The sequence below is a fragment of the Thermomicrobiales bacterium genome, from assembly GCA_041390825.1.
In the GTDB taxonomy this organism is placed as follows: Bacteria; Chloroflexota; Chloroflexia; order Thermomicrobiales; family UBA6265; genus JAMLHN01.
Window position 1 is genome coordinate 21,064 of record JAWKPF010000022.1, and the last position, 17,797, is coordinate 38,860.

The 17,797-nt window shown below is 62.3% G+C and carries 13 protein-coding genes; 10 read left to right on the forward strand and 3 right to left on the reverse strand.

The genetic code is table 11. The annotated features are described in order from the left end of the window. The first annotated feature begins 3 nt into the window (after positions 1 to 3). The 4 genes from R2855_12750 to R2855_12765 all read left to right on the forward strand — a co-directional run bounded on the left by R2855_12750 (position 4) and on the right by R2855_12765 (position 5,031). The gene (locus R2855_12750; protein ID MEZ4531876.1) at positions 4 to 594 is read left to right on the forward strand and encodes an LUD domain-containing protein; all 591 of its coding nucleotides are present in this window, start codon (positions 4 to 6) and stop codon (positions 592 to 594) included. Beyond that, a complete protein-coding gene (locus tag R2855_12755; protein ID MEZ4531877.1) occupies positions 591 to 2,807 on the forward strand; it encodes an LUD domain-containing protein in 2,217 nt (738 codons plus the stop codon). Before R2855_12750 ends, R2855_12755 begins: the two co-directional genes overlap by 4 nt. Positions 2,808 to 2,894: 87 nt before the next feature. Continuing rightward, positions 2,895 to 3,761, forward strand: a complete 867-nt coding sequence (locus R2855_12760; GenBank protein MEZ4531878.1) for a fumarylacetoacetate hydrolase family protein — start codon at positions 2,895 to 2,897, stop codon at positions 3,759 to 3,761. An 88-nt stretch (positions 3,762 to 3,849) separates the two neighbouring features. Continuing rightward, entirely contained in the window at positions 3,850 to 5,031 is a 1,182-nt protein-coding gene (locus R2855_12765; GenBank protein MEZ4531879.1) for a COX15/CtaA family protein, read from the forward strand. Here R2855_12765 and R2855_12770 read toward each other — a convergent pair. The 3 genes from R2855_12770 to R2855_12780 form a co-directional block, all read right to left on the reverse strand. After that, positions 5,003 to 6,310, reverse strand: coding sequence for an ArgE/DapE family deacylase (locus R2855_12770; GenBank protein ID MEZ4531880.1), 1,308 nt, complete (start codon positions 6,308 to 6,310; stop codon positions 5,003 to 5,005). The two genes, R2855_12765 and R2855_12770, sit on opposite strands and share 29 nt — an antisense overlap. A 67-nt stretch (positions 6,311 to 6,377) precedes the next feature. Further along, the gene (locus R2855_12775) at positions 6,378 to 8,495 is read right to left on the reverse strand and encodes an SH3 domain-containing protein (protein ID MEZ4531881.1); all 2,118 of its coding nucleotides are present in this window, start codon (positions 8,493 to 8,495) and stop codon (positions 6,378 to 6,380) included. Between the two features lie 227 nt (positions 8,496 to 8,722). Then, positions 8,723 to 11,341 (reverse strand): SH3 domain-containing protein, encoded by a 2,619-nt coding sequence (locus R2855_12780; protein MEZ4531882.1) that lies wholly within the window; start codon positions 11,339 to 11,341, stop codon positions 8,723 to 8,725. Between the two features lie 160 nt (positions 11,342 to 11,501). On the opposite strand from R2855_12780, the gene R2855_12785 reads away from it, so the two are divergent. The 6 genes from R2855_12785 (at position 11,502) to R2855_12810 (ending at position 17,777) form a co-directional block, all read left to right on the forward strand. After that, positions 11,502 to 12,329: an alpha/beta hydrolase gene (locus tag R2855_12785; protein MEZ4531883.1), complete on the forward strand. Its 828-nt coding sequence runs from the start codon at positions 11,502 to 11,504 to the stop codon at positions 12,327 to 12,329. Further along, a complete protein-coding gene (locus tag R2855_12790; GenBank protein MEZ4531884.1) occupies positions 12,330 to 13,145 on the forward strand; it encodes a sugar phosphate isomerase/epimerase in 816 nt (271 codons plus the stop codon). Positions 13,146 to 13,154: 9 nt separating this feature from the next. Beyond that, positions 13,155 to 13,634 carry a cyclic pyranopterin monophosphate synthase MoaC gene (moaC, locus tag R2855_12795; protein MEZ4531885.1) on the forward strand — a complete coding sequence of 160 codons (480 nt, stop codon included), beginning with the start codon at positions 13,155 to 13,157 and terminating at the stop codon, positions 13,632 to 13,634. Between the two features lie 159 nt (positions 13,635 to 13,793). After that, on the forward strand, positions 13,794 to 14,852 hold the full coding sequence (locus tag R2855_12800; protein MEZ4531886.1) for a BMP family ABC transporter substrate-binding protein: 1,059 nt from the start codon (positions 13,794 to 13,796) through the stop codon (positions 14,850 to 14,852). A gap of 257 nt (positions 14,853 to 15,109) precedes the next feature. Continuing rightward, complete coding sequence (locus R2855_12805) at positions 15,110 to 16,669, forward strand: ABC transporter ATP-binding protein (protein MEZ4531887.1); 1,560 nt, start codon at positions 15,110 to 15,112, stop codon at positions 16,667 to 16,669. Further along, positions 16,659 to 17,777, forward strand: a complete 1,119-nt coding sequence (locus R2855_12810) for an ABC transporter permease (protein ID MEZ4531888.1) — start codon at positions 16,659 to 16,661, stop codon at positions 17,775 to 17,777. Before R2855_12805 ends, R2855_12810 begins: the two co-directional genes overlap by 11 nt. Positions 17,778 to 17,797: the final 20 nt, after the last annotated feature.

Here is a 17,797-nt window from a genome sequence, read left to right on the forward strand (position 1 = left end):
GCCATGACCGTTTCGCTATCGCCCGCGGAGGCAGTGCGAACCAACCAACTGGTCGAGGAGTTCACCGCGCGCATCAGCCCGCTCGGTGTCGAAGTCGTCCGAGCCTCGGGGATCGAGGATGCCGCCGATTTTCTGGTGCGGATCGTCCACGAGTCTGGCCAGAACCGCGCCATGATGTCTGGGGAGCTGCGTTCGACCGCTCCTGGGCTGATCGGCGCGGTGCGCAAACGCGGTGTCGAGGTCGAGGAAGTCACTACCCCCGAATCCGCGCTCGATGCGCCGGTTGGATTCGTGCTGGGCATGAACGCGGTGGCCGAAACCGGGAGCGTCCTGCTGGCCGAGCCGACCTTGTCCGACCGTGCGGTCGGCCTCTTGAGCCTGACATGCGTGCAGATCGTTCAGACCGAAATGCTGCTCCCCGGGCTGGATGAAGCGGGTGCTGTACTCAGGCGGCTCGCCTTGCGTCCCAACGGCGCCTATGCCTCTCTTTGCACCGGACCAAGCCGCACCGCGGATATCGAAATGTCACTGACGGTTGGAGTGCAGGGACCGGGCAAGGTCGCGGTGCTCTTCGTGGATGAGCTCTTTGCATGAACCACCCCGCGCTGGACGAGCGTATCGAGGAGCTCGAAGACGCAGCGTCTTTTCACGAGCGATATGAGCAAGCGCTGCACAATCCGAATCTCGCGCGCAACATCGGCACCTATCAACGAAACTGGCGCGGCACACGGGACCGGTCTCTCGAGGAGATCGACTTCGAGCAACTCCGCGTCAAGTTCAAGGGCATCAAGACCCATGTCACCGATGAGCTCGACGCGTTCCTGGCCCAATTCACCGAGCAAGCCGAACGTACCGGCGCGAAGGTTCACACCGCACGCACCGCAGCGGACGCGGTCGATCTCGTGCGCCAAATCTGCGAGCAGCATGGCACGAAGCTGATCGTCAAATCGAAATCGATGGTCAGTGAAGAGGTCGAGCTCAATCACGCGCTGGAGCCCTTTGGCATCGACGTGGTCGAAACCGACCTGGGTGAATGGATCGTGCAGAAGGGGCACGAACGGCCGAGCCATATCGTCGGGCCGGCGCTCCATCTCGGCCGGCGGCAAGTTGGTGAGCTCCTGAACAAGGTGCTCGACAAGCCGGTTTCGCTGGAGGACATCCCCGAGCAGGTCCGCACGATTCGCGATGTCATTCGGCCTGCCTTCTTCGAGGCTGGTGTTGGCATGACCGGCGCGAATGCGCTCATTGCCGAATCCGGTACGGTCATGATCGTCACGAACGAGGGCAACGGCCGGTTGTCTGGTTCGATTCCCCCGGTGCATATCGTGCTTGCTGGCATCGAGAAACTGGTTCCGACCTTCGACGATGCGATGACGCAACTCCGGCTCTTGAGCCGCAGCGCCACCGGGCAGCGCCTGACCGTCTACACCACCTTCATGACTGGTCCCACCGAGGGCCACGAAATGCACATCATCCTGGTCGACAACGGGCGCCGCATGATGCGTTCCATGCCGGAGTTCGTTGAGGCGCTGCATTGCATTCGGTGCGGCGCGTGCTCGAACGTTTGCCCGCCTTATGGCGAGGTGAGCGGGCATCTCTTCGGGCATATCTATTCCGGAGCGATCGGCCTCGTCGTTTCCGGCTTCCATCATGGCCTCGAGTCGATCGCGCGAGCGCAATCACTTTGCCTCTCCTGCAACGCCTGTGAGACGGTTTGCCCGGCCAATATCCCGCTGCCACAGCAGATTCTCGATGTGCGCAAGATGGTGGCGGAAGCCAACGGCATGAACCCGAAGAAGGAGGCCGTGCTCGAGGTCTACTCGCGCCCATGGGCATTCGACGCGGCGACACGCCTGGGCGGGCGCTTTTCTGGGCCAATCTCGCGCAACGGGCTAGTTCGCAACCGCAAACTGCCGATCGTCAACCGGCAAACCCGCTGGCGCAGCTTGCCGGTTCCCGCCCCGAGACCGCTACAGGACCTGGTGCCGACCGGATCATTCGAGGAAGCTCAGCAACCGAGAATTCCGAGCGATGTCGCCGGAAAGACAGTTGCTCTCTTCCCGGGCTGCATGACCGACCGGCTCTATCCGGAGCAGGGAATGGCAATTGTGCAGACCATGCGGGCGCTCGGTGTGAAGCTGGTCTATCCTGGCGGACTCAACTGTTGCGGACTGCCAGCCAGCAATATGGGCGATGACGCAAAAGCCAAGAAGATGGCGCAGGAGACCATCATCGCGCTCGAAAACGCCATTGCGCGCACCTCGGCCGATTACGTCGTCTCCGGTAGCGCGAGCTGTGTGGCCATGCTGACCCAGGACTACCTGCATATCTTCCGCAACGAGCTGACCTGGCAAGCCCGCGCCGAGGCGCTGGCGGCCAAGGTGATGGACTTCACCTCGTTCCTCGTCAATGTTGCGAGGATTCCGGCTGGGACGCTCGCGTCGGACACCGTGACGCCAGTCGTGACGTATCACGACTCGTGCCAGGGACTCAACGCGCTCGGCATCTCGTCCGAGCCACGCGAGGTGCTGGTCGATCTCCTGGGGTGCGAACTGCGCGAGCTCGACGGGAACCGCACCTGTTGCGGGTTTGGCGGCTCGTTCAGCTTCGACTATCCGGAGATTGCCGAACGTCTGATGAAGCGCAAACTCGACAATGCCCAGGCCACCGATGCGCCTCTCGTCGTCACCGATAACCAGGGATGCATCATGCATCTGCGCGGTGGCGCCGATGCCGAGGGCCGCGACATCAAGGTCGCTCATATCGCGGAACTCGTTGCTGCCCGCGTGGCGCAGTTGAAGGATTGATTTCGGCCAACGAAAAACGTCCTCGGGCCAGTGGCTCCGGGCGAACCTGACCGTTTGGCTCCAACCTATCGTCGAGGGAGGTCTCGCTTGTCACTTTGCATCTACCAGATTGGCGCGGACGGTAAGCCGCTGTTCGGACTTATCGATGGCAAGAAGGTCATCGATATCGAGGCCGCGGGCGGACCGGCATCGCTGGGCGTGGCGCTGCAACTTTCGAAGGCCGATCTCGATATCGCGTTGGCTCGTGTCAAGGAAAGCGACCTACGCACGCCGCTGGCCGACGTCACACTCAAAGCGCCGATCGACTGGCAAGAGGTTTGGTGCGCCGGAGTGACCTATTCGCGCAGCCGCGACGCCCGTATGGAGGAATCGCGCGCCGAAGATGTCTACGACCGGGTCTACGAGGCTGATCGACCGGAGCTCTTTTTCAAAGGGATGCGTTTCCGGGTCGCCGGTCCAGGAGAAGAGATCGCGGTCCGCAGCGACAGCACATGGGACGTACCCGAGCCAGAATGCGCCCTGGTCATCAACAGCGCTGGCGAGATCGTCGGCTACACCATTGGCAACGACGTTTCCTCTCGCAGTATCGAAGGCGAAAACCCGCTCTATCTCCCGCAAGCAAAGGTCTACGACAAGGCGGCCGCGCTTGGTCCGGTCATCACGCTGGCATCGGAAATCGAGAATCCGAACGATCTTTCCATCGAGCTCGTCATCGAGCGGGACGGAGCGGTTGGGTTCCAGGGAACCACGAGCACCAATCAGCTCCATCGGACGTTCGAAGACCTGGTCGAGTATCTCTATCGAGACAACACCCACTACCACGGGGCTATTCTCATGACCGGAACGGGGATCGTTCCGCCCTCGGACTTCTCGCTCGAAGCCGGCGATACCGTTTCGATCACTATCGAGGGTATCGGGACGTTGACCAATCCAGTCGTCCGGCTGGGCAGATAGGGGACGGAAGCGAGGTCAGGCGCCGTGCATTCGCCGGCGATTTGCGCCGGCCGGATGGAGTCTTGTTAGGGAAACGGAGCGCGTCACAATGGCGGCGGAAGCACACGCCCATCAGTCGGCAATCGACGAGAGCCGTGCGAGCGAATCGAAAAGCCAGTCCTGGGCTGAGGCAATTCCCGAGGAGCGGCGGAGACGGCTACGCATCTGGCTGTGGGTCGGCGCGGCGCTCACCGCGTGCACCCTTGTCGTGGGTGGAATCACCCGCTTGACTGAGTCAGGGCTTTCGATCGTGGACTGGGCGCCGATCGTCGGCGCGATTCCACCCTTGAACGATGCGGACTGGCAAGAAGCGTTTGCGCGCTATCAGCAATACCCGGAATACGTGAAGCTGCGGCCGGACATGACACTCTCGGAGTTCAAGCAGATCTACTTCTGGGAGTACCTGCACCGGATGATCGGCCGCCTCATCGGCATGGTCTTCCTGATCCCGTTCATCTGGTTTTGGATTCGCGGATATTTCACTCGCCCGCTGCTGAAGCGTGTGCTGCTGCTCTTTGCGCTTGGTGGTCTGCAAGGACTGATGGGCTGGTACATGGTGCGCAGCGGGTTAGTCGATCGCCCGGACGTGAGCCAATACCGGCTGGCAGCTCACCTGTTGCTGGCGATGACGATCTTTGGATGCTGCGTCTGGTTCGCCAACGATCTGCTCGCTCGTCCGCGACAACCAATCGATGCACGCTCCTGGCGGTTCCTGACGCGATGGCTGGCGGGGTTAGGAGTGCTTGCCGTCGTGCAGATCTTCTGGGGCGCGTTGGTCGCCGGGCTCAACGCCGGCTTCATTCTCAATACATTCCCCCTGATGAATGGCAGCCTCCTCCCACCAAACGGCTGGTCGCAAAGCCCGCTCCCGATCAACCTGTTCGAGAACCTTGCGACAGTGCAATGGATGCATCGTGTGCTTGCAACAGTGCTGCTCGTTGGCGCAATCGTTTTCGTCGCCAAGGTTTGGCGGGACCCGCAGCTCCAGCGGTTCCAGCGCTGGAGCGCGGTGCTCCTGGGATTGGTCGTGCTGCAGTATTGTCTGGGTGTTGCTACCCTGCTTTCACATGTCAAAACCGTGCTCGGCGTGTCGCACCAGGCGACGGCGCTGGCGATCGTCGGGACCTGGCTCGTCTTCATGCACCGTGTGCTGGAAGCACGTCCGGAGGCTCCCGCGAAGCAGGAACTGGCGGCCGGGAGCGTCAGTTCGCCACTCCGCACCACTCCATAGTCACGGCGGCAAAGGTCTTGGTGGCCTTGATCAGGTCGGCCACCGGGAGGAACTCGTTTGCTCCGTGAATTCCCCACGAGGGATCTCCCACGCCATAGACGAGACACGGTTGCCCCAGGGGGAACCAGAAGTTGGCATCACAGACAAACGGCGAAATGGTGACGTCCGGTGTTTCGCCGGTTGCCAGGGAATGCGCGTTTCTGATTGCTCCGACCGCCGGATGATCGTGAGCGAGATTGACCGGCTCCTTGACCCAGGGAGCGGTGCTGGCCGAGTCGAGTGGCAGATCGAGCACTGGCGGATGCTCTCGCAGCCAGTAGTCGCCCTGCGTCACCCGATCGATCGTCGCGCGAATTTCGTCCTCGACCTCGGCGGCGGTCAGATCTGGATTGAACAGCAGTGAACCGGTTGCTTCCGCGCTATCGGGCACCGAGGTGAGCGAGGTTCCCGCCTGCATGGTGTTGATGTTGATGAACATCCCGCCCGGTGGGACATGTTCGTTCGAGCGCCAGAGGTTCCACTGCTTTTCCAATTCGAGAATTGCCAGCTGGTACTTGAGCATGTTGTCGATGGCGGAAACACCGGGCCGTTCTTCCCCGTGGGGAAGCGGCTGGGCCACCAGGTGTCGATTGCAGATGTGGGTCGATTTCCCGGGCACGGTCAGCTTGAAATAGAGCTCGCCCTTGATCGTGGGATAGATGCGGAAGTTCGACGGCTCGGGGAAGATCGCGAAATCCGCCCGGTGCCCACGTTCCAGCACGGTATTGCAGCCAATGTCGCGTCGGCCCGCTTCTTCGCCCGGTGACTGGGCAAGGATCAGATCACCCTGCAGTTCGATGCCCTCGTCTTTCAGGATTTTCGCGGCCATGACATAGGCGGCGATCGCGCCTTTCATATCGGACGCGCCGCGGCCATAGAGGTTGCCGTCGATCACCTCGCCAGAGAATGGGCCCGAACCGACCCAAACCTCGCGCTGTTCCGGTGTCACGGGGACCACGTCGGTATGCGCCGCCCAGATCAGGGAGCGGCCACCTCCGGACCCTTTGCGGGTGGCGACCACGTTCGGACGGTTGGTGGCAACTTCGTAGAAGTCGATGTCGTATCCGCCAGTTTGCGCGAGCTGATCCCGCAGCCATTCCTGCGCGGGACGCTCGGCGTCCTCATTCGGCTCCAGATCGGGATTGACCGACGGTTGGCGAATCAACTCCCCGGCGAACCCGACGATCTCGTCGGCTCTCCGGTCGATAGCCTGGAAGACTTTCTCCATTGGACTGTTCACGTCGACGCCTTCTCACTCAAGGGGCGCTGCCCCCAAGACCCGATGCGGCAGTCTAGCGAACAAGGCGTCATTGCCGCGAGAAATAGCTCCCGACCACCCATCCGGTTCCCTGGGCAGTCTCGATCTCATACCAGGAGTAGCCGTTCCAGGTCACCGGCCCGTCGAGGATCGTGCCGTGGTCGCCAGCTTGCAATTGCGCGATCACCGGCGCGTCTTCATCGGCCTCTTCCCGCAGATTGACCGGCCCATCGGAAACGTAGACCGCATCTCCGGGCGCAAAGGTAGTGGGAGCAGCGGCGTCTGACCGTTCGAGATACGTGGCCGAAACCCAACCGGTCACCAGGGAGGTGCGCACCTCGAACCAGAGTTGCTCGTCCGCCACTTCGGGACCATTGGTCAGTGTGCCGACAGCCCCGGTCTCCAGGAATCCGATCACGTCGTCGCCCAGACCGGGTGTGCGATGCACCTGGAGCGGTCCATCGTGAACAGCCACGGTCTCGCCAACGGACAGGTCGGTGGTGGGTACCGGCCTGTCAGGCGCCGGCTGGTCCGACCAGGTCAGATAGGTACTGGCGACCCAGGCGAATCGCTCACTTGTCATGATGCGGTACCAGCGATACCCGTCGGCATCTTCCGGACCCGCGACGACCAATCCAACAGTCCCCTGGGACGCATTCTGGACGACGTCGGACATGACGCCCGGCACGCGACGAAGATTCGCCGATTCTTTGAGCTCGACAACATCCTCGATGCCGAAAAGGCCGCTCGTGCCCCCAATCGGGGGATCGCGGAACAGCGCGGAGTACTCGACCCAACCGCGGCCAAAGTCTGTGGAAATCAGATACCACGCCAGACCGTCGACCATGACAGGGCCGGCAATGATGACGCCGACGGTAAACTCTGGGAGCTGGAGGGTCGCAGGGGCGCCGAATCCGGCATCGACGCGCGCGGTAGTGGAGACAACCATCCGCGCCTGATCGCCGACAACCAGATCCGCGGCTGGTCCTTCCGGGAAGTTCGCCAGCGTCTGCGCCACCAGATCGCGCAGAACAGGCAGTTCGGCATACGCCCGGTCGCCGGGGCAGGTCGAAAGGTTGACGTCGCGGTGCGCGCAAATGGTCGGCACGCGGGTTTCCGAGTGGAAGTCGGCGAACCCTCGCGGGTCGAGATCGCGGCAGGTCCAGGCCAGGATCGCCACCATCGCGGCTAACGCTTCTTCGGTCACCTCGTCATCGAAGAACTCACCGATGAAGCAGATGCCGCTCGAACCGTGGGCATACTCGTACGCATGGCCGCCGACCACGTTGCGCCCCCCGGAGCGGCCTTCATAGATGTTTCCGAGCTTGTCGACCAGATAGTTGTAGCCAATGTCATGCCAGCCATGGGTGACGGCGTGGTAGTAGTAAATCGAACGAATCGCCTCCAGCGGGTCTTGCGAGTTTGGCGTCTCGGAATGGTGGATGATGGCGTGTTCGACGAGCTGGTACTCCTTGACCCACCATTCGCCGTCCTCTTCGAAGCGCAGCGATTCGTCGGCGCCCCATTCCGAGCGGCTGATCAAAGCCGGCGGCGAAGAAACGTCGTAGGCGGCCTTGGCGGAAATGGAGACTGGAAAGTCCGCCGCAGTGGGACCAGCGCTCGAATCGATGAAGGTGAACGTCAACCCCGGCACTGCGGCGGGGTTTCCCTGGTCGTCGATGGTGCGATAGCGGATCGCGATGCCTCGAGTGGCGCAAACCAGGGGAGAGAAGATGCGCTCGCCCGAATCGAGGAGTCCGGATTCACCGGACGCGCCAATGGAGAAGATCTGGGAGAAGTCGACTCCATTCGGGGAAACCTCGACGAGCACCACCGGCCAATCACCGATCTCCGCGGGCCAACTCGCGCCGACTGAGCTGAACGGGAAGGGGGCGTATGCCTCGAACGCGACTCCGCTGCCGATCTCGTCAGCAGAGACCTGATCGGCTTCGACCCAGTCGAACGAGCTGACCACCGCATCGGATTGCGCGCTGGCTTCCGGTTGACGCAATCCGCGATCGAAGAAGACTCCGGTTGCCATTGCGGCAAAGAGCGCGCTTGCCTTGAGCACAACGCGGCGGCTGATCTCCGGCGAGTCGGGCGCGAAGATACCCCCAGTGCGGCCAGCAAACCGTGAATCGGACGAGGTGAAACGTGCGAGGCTCATCTGCTCCCCCCAAGGCCGGTCCCATCCGGCGCACTGCAGATGTGTCGAATTGTCACAGCGGGATGGGGAGAGGATAGCAAGCGGATCGCCGGATGTCTACTGAATACCCGCGTACGTACGATGATTTTGGGGAGTCAAGGTCGATTTCGCAGTCGGTGATCCGGATGCATGCGGCGAGGGCCGGAGAAACCGACCCTCGCACGAACACACTCGGTTGCCCGAAAGCGCTACACCTTGCGCAGGTACTCGGCCGCCGCCCAGCCGACACCAAGCGACGTCTGCAATTGGTACCAGACATGTCCTGTGGCGGTGGTTGGACCAGCCAGGACGGTACCGATCGTGCCCGTGGGCATTGTGGTGATCAGCGCTCCCGACGTCGTTGGCGCCTGCCGCAGGCGCAACGAAGTCGACGTGCGTACCGTGTCACCAATCTGAATCGTTGCGGGCGGCGCGGTCTTGGCGAGCAATGTGCCGGCAATCCAGCCAGTCCGTGTTGCGGTCTGCACGCGGTACCAGTTGTATCCGTCTGCCGCAGTGGGGCCTGCCACAACCGTCCCGGTTGTCTCCGCGGGTAGTGTCGTCAGAATGCCAGCGGTCAGGCTGGGGCCGGAGCGGATGTTCGCTGCACTGATCGTTCGGACCGTGTCGCCGATCTGGATGCCACTTGTGGGTGCGGTCGGCGACGGGGTCGGTGATTGCGTTGGACCGGAAACCTTCACGAAGAATTCCCCCGCCGACCAACCGGACACCCCTGAAATCTGCAGTTGATACCAGAGATAGCCGCTGGCGCTCACCGGGCCAGCCAGAACGGTGCCGGTTGTTCCGGTGGAAAGCGTGCGGAGCAACCCTCCCGTTATCGATGGGCTCGATCGGAAGTTGACCGCGCTCGTCGAGCGGACGGTGTCTCCAATTGCGAAGGCGGAGCCGGGCGGCGGGGTTGGAGACGGTGTCCGGGTGGGCCCTGGCGTTCGAGTCGGGGTGGGACTGGTGGGCTCGCCGCTTGCCGTCTTGCGGAGGAAGCTGCCCGCGCACCATCCGATGCCGTACGCGGTTTGCAACTGATACCAGTTGTAGCCATTGGCTGCCGTCGGGCCGCCAAGAACGGTTCCGGTGACGCCAACGGGCAGCAAGGTGATGATCGCGGCCGAGGTTGTCGGGCCGATGCGGAAGTTGACCGACGAGATCGTGATGACGCTATCGCCAGGTTGCGGTGGAGTGTTGTCGGGCGGTCCGGACGAAACCTTCTGATACTTGGATTGGTCGGTCCAGCCATATCGCTCATCGCCACCGATTCCCGTCACCTGGTACCAGACGATGCCATCCCGGAAGCGCGGACCAACTTCCACCCACATCTGCGTCCCGGTGGTGATCGTCGAGAGGAGATCGCTGGATGCTTTGGGCTGCGCCCGCAAGGCTGCCGACGAAGCGGAGACCTGGATCGTGTCGCCTACTGCGAAGCGGGCGGAGTTGATCGTGCCGGCGGGCGCCAACTGGAGGAACTCGGCCGACACCCAGCCGTTTCCGGCAGCGGCATTGACCCGATACCAATTGGTGCCAGTTGCCAGGGATGGTCCCGCGACGACTCCGGCAATGCTCCCGTCCGGAAGCTGGCCGCTCACGCTGCTGCCGGTGCCGGGAGCAGATCGGAGATTGAGGTTCGAACCGTCGTCGGTGGCGATTGCGACCACGTCGCCGATGATGAAGCCGCCTGGGGGACCTGCTGGAGGGTTCGCCTGGGTCTGCGCCACCATGGTGCGGATCGCGGCCAGATCGTCGTAGGCGAAGTCGCCAGGGCAGGTCGTGTCATTGACGTCGCGGTGTCCGCAGATCGTCGGCAGGTCGATCAGGTCCCAGGAATCGGAGAAGCCGAGCGGATCGAGCCCACGCAGCGCAAACGACAGAATGGCCACCACCCCGCTGACCGCGGCCGGCGTCGGGTTCTGAACGAGATGATTCCCAATCAGGCAGCATCCGACGGCGCCCACGTTGTGCGCCATCGAGTGATTGCCGATGACACCCTGGCCGCCGACCCGTCCCTGATAGATGTTCCCGTACTTGTCGACCAGGTAGTTGTAGCCAATGTCACCCCATGCCCGCGTGACGGCGTGGTAGTAGTAGATCGATCGCATTTGGGCAGCAGGGTCGTCCGCGTTTGGCGTCTCGGAGTGGTGGACGATGCCGTGGCGGATCGGCGCGTACTGCGGCGGAAAGATCTCGACGCCATTCGCGAAGCGGAGCGATTCGTCGGCGCCCCAACCGGTCCGTGAGATGATCCCGGGCGGCACGCTGATATCGGCCGCTTCCACGAGCTGCGCTTCACCCAGGGTCGGCCCGTCGCTCGCGTCGATATACGTCAATCCAAAACTGTCGATCGCGACAGGGTCGCCATCCTCATCGATCACCCGATACTGAATGAAGCTGTCGCCGTTGCTGAACGCCAGGCGGGTGAACACGCGGCCATCGCGCTCCGGAAGCCCGTTGTCGACATCGGCCACCAACACGATGATGTCTGAGTAGGTGACACCGTCCGGGCTCAACCGTATCTCCACCCGGGGCCATGTCCCAAGCACGCCACTCCAGCTGGCTCCGACCGCGGTAAACGGGAATTCCGCTTCGATGGTGATGAAGCCTTCGTCGTCCGCTGCCTGGACCAACGAATCCTGATCGATGGCGTACCAATCGACCGCTCTTGTCGTCGATTGCGCCTCGGCCTCGTCGCGACGAGTGACCGCGAATCCGCCCGATACGAGCGCGCCGAACAAGGCCGCGGTTTTCAGGACGACCCGGCGGTCGACGGTAAGCTCTGACCAGGTTCGCGGCTGGTTGGGGAGGTTCGTGCGGGACATCAGGCATGCTCGCTTCAGCGTGGAGAACGCGGACGATCGAGATGTTGGCTTGTGTGTGTGCTAATCGTACGGCGATTGCGGACAATTGTCACCACGGGGCGCGCCGTTCGATCGGATATGATGCCGAACAGTTCGCGCCAACCACGACCGGAAAGATGGCATGCCGAAGACCACAGTTGGAGATCTGGAAGTCGCGTACGAGGTGACCGGTTCCGGTCCGCCTGTTGTGATGATCAACGGAATCGGATCACCCAGAGCTGGCTGGAGCCTACAGGTTCCGGCGCTGAGCCGCTATTTCACTGTGCTCACGTTCGACAATCGCGACGTGGGAGAAACCGGCGCCGGAGCCGATCCGAAACCGTATGCCATGCGCCAGTTTGCCGACGACGTGGCTGGTCTGATGGACGCGGTTGGCTGGCGCAGCGCGCACATCGTAGGCGCATCGATGGGTGGAGCGATTGCGCAGGAGTTCGCAATCGGCTACCCGGACCGGACGCGCAGTGTGAGCATCGTCTGTTCCTGGCCGAAGAGCGACCCCTGGATGATCGAGCTGATGACCCAGTGGGACCACGTCTTCGAAACACAGGGGCGCGTTGCCTGGGATCGCACCACCTTCCTGTGGGTTTTCACCGAGCGGTTCTTCAATGCCGATCCAAACCCGTTGCCCGGGTTGCTCGAGGAGAGCGAGCGGATGCCATTTCCACAGTCGCTGGAGAGCTATCTGCGACAGTCGGCGGCGTTCAAGGCGCACGATGTGCTCGACCGTCTGCCGCTCATCTCGTCACCTGCGCATGTGATCGTCGGTGAGGAAGACATCTATACGCCGTTGCGCTATTCGCTCGAGATTGCGAATGCCATTCCCGGAGCCACGCTGACCACCATTCCAGAAGCGGGGCATGGACTCTTCTGGGAGCAAACCGACCTGTTCAATCAGTCACTTGGAAACTTCATGCTCGAAGTCGAGCAAGGCGCAAATGGAGTCGACTAGATGCCAAACAATCTGATTCTCGGATCGACCATTGTCTTCGCCCCGTTGCCGATCGACGCGGCGCTCGAAGGGCTTGCCGAGGCGGGGTATCGCAATTGTGAGATCGGGGCGGTCAAGGGCTGGTTCGAGCACATCGATCCCGATACGGTTTCCGATGCCGAACTAAACCGCATCCAGACGAAGCTTGCCGATCTCGGGCTCAATCCGGTCAGCATCTCGGGCCACACTCAGCTCCAGACGCAGGAAGGAAAAGAGCGTTTCAGTCGCGTCATCGACATTGCCGACGGGCTTGGCATGTCGATCGTCAACACATTTACGGGCGACGCGAAGACCGAGGAAGAGCGCGAGGCGTACTTTGCGAATGTCGCGGAACTTTGCGACAAGGCCGCTAGCAAGGGGCTCAAGATCGGCATGGAGACCGACAGCAACATGCTCCCGACTGCCAAGATTGGGGTCGACATCCTGGCGCGCATCGATCGCCCGAGGGTGCTCGGCTTCAACTACGACCCCGGCAATGTCGTCTACTACACCGGCGCGGACCCGATCGAGGACATCGACTACGCATTGCCCCAGCTCGTCCATTTCCATTTCAAGGACAAGATCGGCGGGGAAGGGGTGTTCAACTTCCCGCCGCCGGGCGATGGCGAGCTCGATATGGCCGCATTGCTTGCAAAGGTCGACGCGGCAGGCTACTCAGGCCCGATCAGCGCCGAAGTCGAGTTCGACGACAAGGGTTGGCCCGACTACGACGGTTGTCTTGCCGCGGCCAAACGATCGGTTGCCAACCTGCACGACAAGTTCGGGCTCACCTGGTAGGGACGACGCGTGTCCGCCAAGCTGACCCATTTCGACGAATCGGGTCGCGCGCACATGGTCGATGTCGGCGAGAAGGAGATCACTGCTCGCCGAGCAGTCGCCACCGGTTTCGTGCGCATGCACCCGGAGACGGTTGCGCTGATTCGCGAGGGGCGCGCCGCCAAAGGGGATGTGCTGGCAGTGGCGCAAGTGGCGGCTATCATGGCCGCCAAGAAGACTCCCGACCTCATTCCCATGTGCCATCCGTTGATGCTCACCAGGGTGAAGATCGCGTTTGCGATCGAAGTGGACGGCATCGGTATCGAAGCGACCGTCGAGACCCGCGGGCAAACGGGCGTCGAGATGGAAGCGCTCACCGCCGTTTCAGGCGCCGCGCTCACGATTTACGACATGGTCAAAGCGGTCGATCGCGGCATGACTATCGAGCGAATCGGCCTCCAGGAGAAGACTGGCGGCAAGAGCGGGCATTGGGTTCGTCAGCCGAAGTAGCACCTCCGATGAGGGCGGAAAATATCCGCATCTGACGACTTCTGGTTATGTTCGTCTCCATGGTAGACTCACCGGCGATCAGCGCGGGTGCTCTAGCCTCGCGCTTTTGTGTATGACGCGTTCGGTACGAACGATGTCTTCTACGTAGAGGAGAACAGGATGACGGTTCGCTTGACTCGTCGTGGGTTCGTTGGGGCCGCGGTTGCCGTTCCGGCATTGGCCGCGCTCCCCATTTCGCTCGAGTCCGTTGGCGCGCAGGATCCCATCACGGTCACCATGGTGACCGACACTGCCGGTCTCGGAGACCAGAACTTCAATGACCTGGCGAATGCCGGTGGCACCAAAGCGGCTACTGACTTCGGCATCGACTGGAAGGTCATCGAGTCGGTCGACATTCCGTCGTATGTTCCGAACCTTACGGCCGGGGCCGAGCAGGGCCCGCTGACGGTTGCGGTCGGCTTCCTCCTTACCGATGCCGTGGGCGCAGTGGCCGCGCAGTATCCCGACGCGCACTTCGCCATCATCGATGCGGCGGTCGAGGCCGACAACGTCCAGTCCGTGCTCTACAAGGAGCAGGAAGCCGCATTCCTCGGTGGTGTCGCTGCCGGCCTGATGACGCAGACAGACAAGATTGGCATCATCGGCGGCCAGCGCATCCCACCCGTCATCCGCTATGAAGTCGGATTCCGTGCGGGTGTCGAGTCGGTCAACCCGGATGCCGAGATCATCATTGCGTACGCCGATTCGTTCGGCGACCCGGACAAGGGCAAGGAGTTCGCCCTGGCGCAGTTCGCCGACGGCGCCGACTTCATCTTCCCGGTTGCGGGTCTCACCGGTGTGGGAGCGTACACCGCGGTTTCTGAGCTGGGCAACCAGGGTTCCCAATGGGTCATTGGCGCGGACGTCACCCAGGATCACAACGCGCCCGGCTATGAGGCGTTCGTGGTGCGCAAGGGCGTCGATACGGGCGTCTACCAGGCGATCGAGCAGGAAGTCAACGGCACCTTCACCGGCGGCATCCATAACCTTGGCATCGCCGAGGGTGGTGTTGGCTTCGAGGACCCTAACGGCCGCGTCCCGGCCGATGTCCTGGCTCAGGTCGAGGAGTGGCAGGCGAAGATCCTCGATGGCTCGCTGGTGGTTCCGTCCACTGACGAGGAGTACGAGGCATTCGGCAGTGCCGGCGCTGCTTCCCCCGTAGCGTCCCCGGCGGCGTAAACAACCAAGAACGACGAATCGCAGGAGAACTCGGGATGCGCAAGCGTCCCGGGTTTTCCTTTTCTTGCTTTGCATACCGATCCCGTACCCAGGACCCTGGACCCTGGACTCCGGACTCCGCCCATCGCCTCCCCAACTCTCGACCTCGATCAGCCCAGCATTTGAGTAGTGCGACACGTCGGGTACAATGCGCCAATTCGATGTACGTTCGCCCAACCAGTCTGGCCCGGGCCGGATTCGCAGGAGTGGAGACTCGGGTGGCCGCAGAGCCTCAACCGCAGGCGCCGTTGGCAGTCGAAATGCTGGGGATCGTCAAACGTTTTCCCGGTGTGGTCGCCAACGATGGAATCGATCTGTCGGTGCGGCAGGGGGAAATCCATGCCCTCCTTGGTGAGAACGGCGCAGGCAAGTCGACACTGATGAACATCCTGATGGGGCTCTATCCGCCTGACGGCGGACAGATCTTCATCGATGGCAACCAGGTCCATTTCCATAGTCCGCGTGATGCCGCCAACGCCGGACTGGGCATGGTTCACCAGCACTTCATGCTGATTTCGCGCTTCACTGTCACCGAGAATGTCATCCTCGGCAACGAGGGACCGTCGATCACACTCGATCGCAAACGGGCGGAGCAGATCGTCGGCGAGACGGCGGAGCACTATGGTCTTCGTGTCGACCCCAAAGCGCTGATCGAGAATCTGCCGGTCGGCATGCAGCAACGGGTCGAAATCTTGCGGGTGCTCTATCAACAGAGCCGCACGCTGATCCTCGATGAACCGACAGCCCTGCTGACGCCGCAAGAGGTCGAGGATCTTTACGCCATCCTGTTGCAACTCAAAGAAGCCGGGCACACGGTCATCTTCATCACGCACAAACTGCGGGAAGTTGCCGCCATCAGCGATCGCGTGACCGTGATTCGGCGTGGCAAGACCGTCGGCACACGCGAGACGAGAGACACTACATCCGAAGAACTCGCCGAGTTGATGGTCGGCCGAGATGTGCGCTTGCATGTCGATCGGCCGCCCGCGAACCCGGGAGACGCCGCGCTGCAGGTCTTCGACTTGCGGGTCAAGGGACGAGGCAACCGTGATGCGCTCGATGGGCTGAGCCTCGGGGTGCGCCGAGGCGAGATTGTCGGCATCGCCGGGGTCGAAGGCAACGGGCAAACCGAGCTGGTCGAATGCATCGCTGGACTGCAGAAACCGGACAGCGGCACCATCATGCTCGACAACACCGAAACGACCGGATGGGGCCCGATTCCGCTACGCGAAGCCGGACTCTCGTACATCCCTGAGGATCGGCACTATCGCGGTCTCGTGCTTCCCTTCTCACTGACCGAGAACATGTTGCTCGGCAACAGCACGGTCGAGCCGTTTAGCAGAGGCGGCCGCATCGACTACGCAAAGACCCGCGACATCGCGGCCAAGGAGATGCAGGAATTCGATGTTCGCGCTCCCGGGCCCGAGACACCTGCGAGCGCCCTCTCGGGCGGAAACCAACAGAAGTTCATCATCGCGCGCGAGCTCTATCGGGAACCAAACGTCATTCTGGCGGTGCAACCGACGCGTGGGCTCGATGTCGGGGCGATCGAGTTCGTGCATGGTCAGCTGGTCGCCGAGCGAGACAAGGGGCGGGGTGTGTTGCTGATCTCGTTCGACCTGGACGAGATCTTCGATCTTTCGGACCGCATCCTGGTTATCTATCAGGGGAAAATCGTGGGCGACTATCCGAACGGCAAGATCAGCCGGGCGGAGTGCGGATTGCTCATGGGCGGCAAGACGATCGAGATGGAGGGGGAGCCTATCCGTGTTGGCTAACTGGAAGTCTCGCGGCACGCTCGTTACCGTCCTGACCTCCGTCCTGGCGGTCGCGGTCGCACTGCTCGTGGGCGCGCTCTTCATTTTCCTGTCACAGCAGAACCCGATCGAGGCCTACAAGGCGCTGCTCGACGGCGCATTTGGGAGCCGCCGCGCGGTTGGGGAGACGTTGGCGGCCAGCACGCCGTACATCTTCGGCGGCCTGGCGTTCGCCGTTGCTTATCGAGCGGGGCTGTTCAACATCGGTATCGAAGGGCAGATGATCATGGGCGGTCTCGCGGCCGGCCTGGTCGCTGCCTGGAACCTCGATCTTCCCAAAGTCATCTATCTGCCGGTGGCGTTGCTTGCCGCCGCCATTGCTGGTGGGCTTTGGGGGGCGATTGCAGGCGCCCTCAAGGCGGTCTCGGGGGCGCATGAAGTTATCACCACGATCATGCTCAACTATCTTGCCTTTCAGATCGTGAACTATGTGGTGTTGCGCGCCGACTCATGGCTTCCGGTCAATCCGCAACTACAGGCGACCGATCCCGCGTCGCCCGATGCGCGCTTGCCGAACATTTTGAGCGGCACTCGCCTGCATGCCGGGCTCTTGCTCGGATTGCTCATGGCGGTCCTGATCTGGTATCTCCTGTTCCGCACCACCTTCGGCTATCGGCTGCGCACTGTCGGGCTCAGCAAGGGCGCCGCAGCCTATGCCGGCATGAGCTGGGGCGCCACTATCACCATCGCCATGTTCATCAGTGGCGCGTTGGGCGGCCTTGGCGGATCGAGCGAAACGCTTGGCTTGCTGGGACAGCAATACAACGCGCCACAGGGATATGGTTTCGCCTCGATCGCCGTCGGTCTGGTTGGGCGTAACAATCCGTTCGGTGTCGTGCTCGCGGCCCTCCTCTTCGGCACCCTGCGCAGTGGCTCCACTGCCATGCAGAACCAGGCCGGCACCTCGAAAGAGCTTGTGCTTGTGTTGCAAGGACTCGTCATCCTCTCGTTTGCCGCGCTGGCCGCATCTGGCCGGGTGCAGACCTGGTGGGCCAAACGCCGCAACACCCGGGTCGACGAATTCAGTGACACGATCGGCGTCGAGCCGGGCGTTCAGCCCGAGCTCTAGGCGAAGAGCAGGGAAGGTCC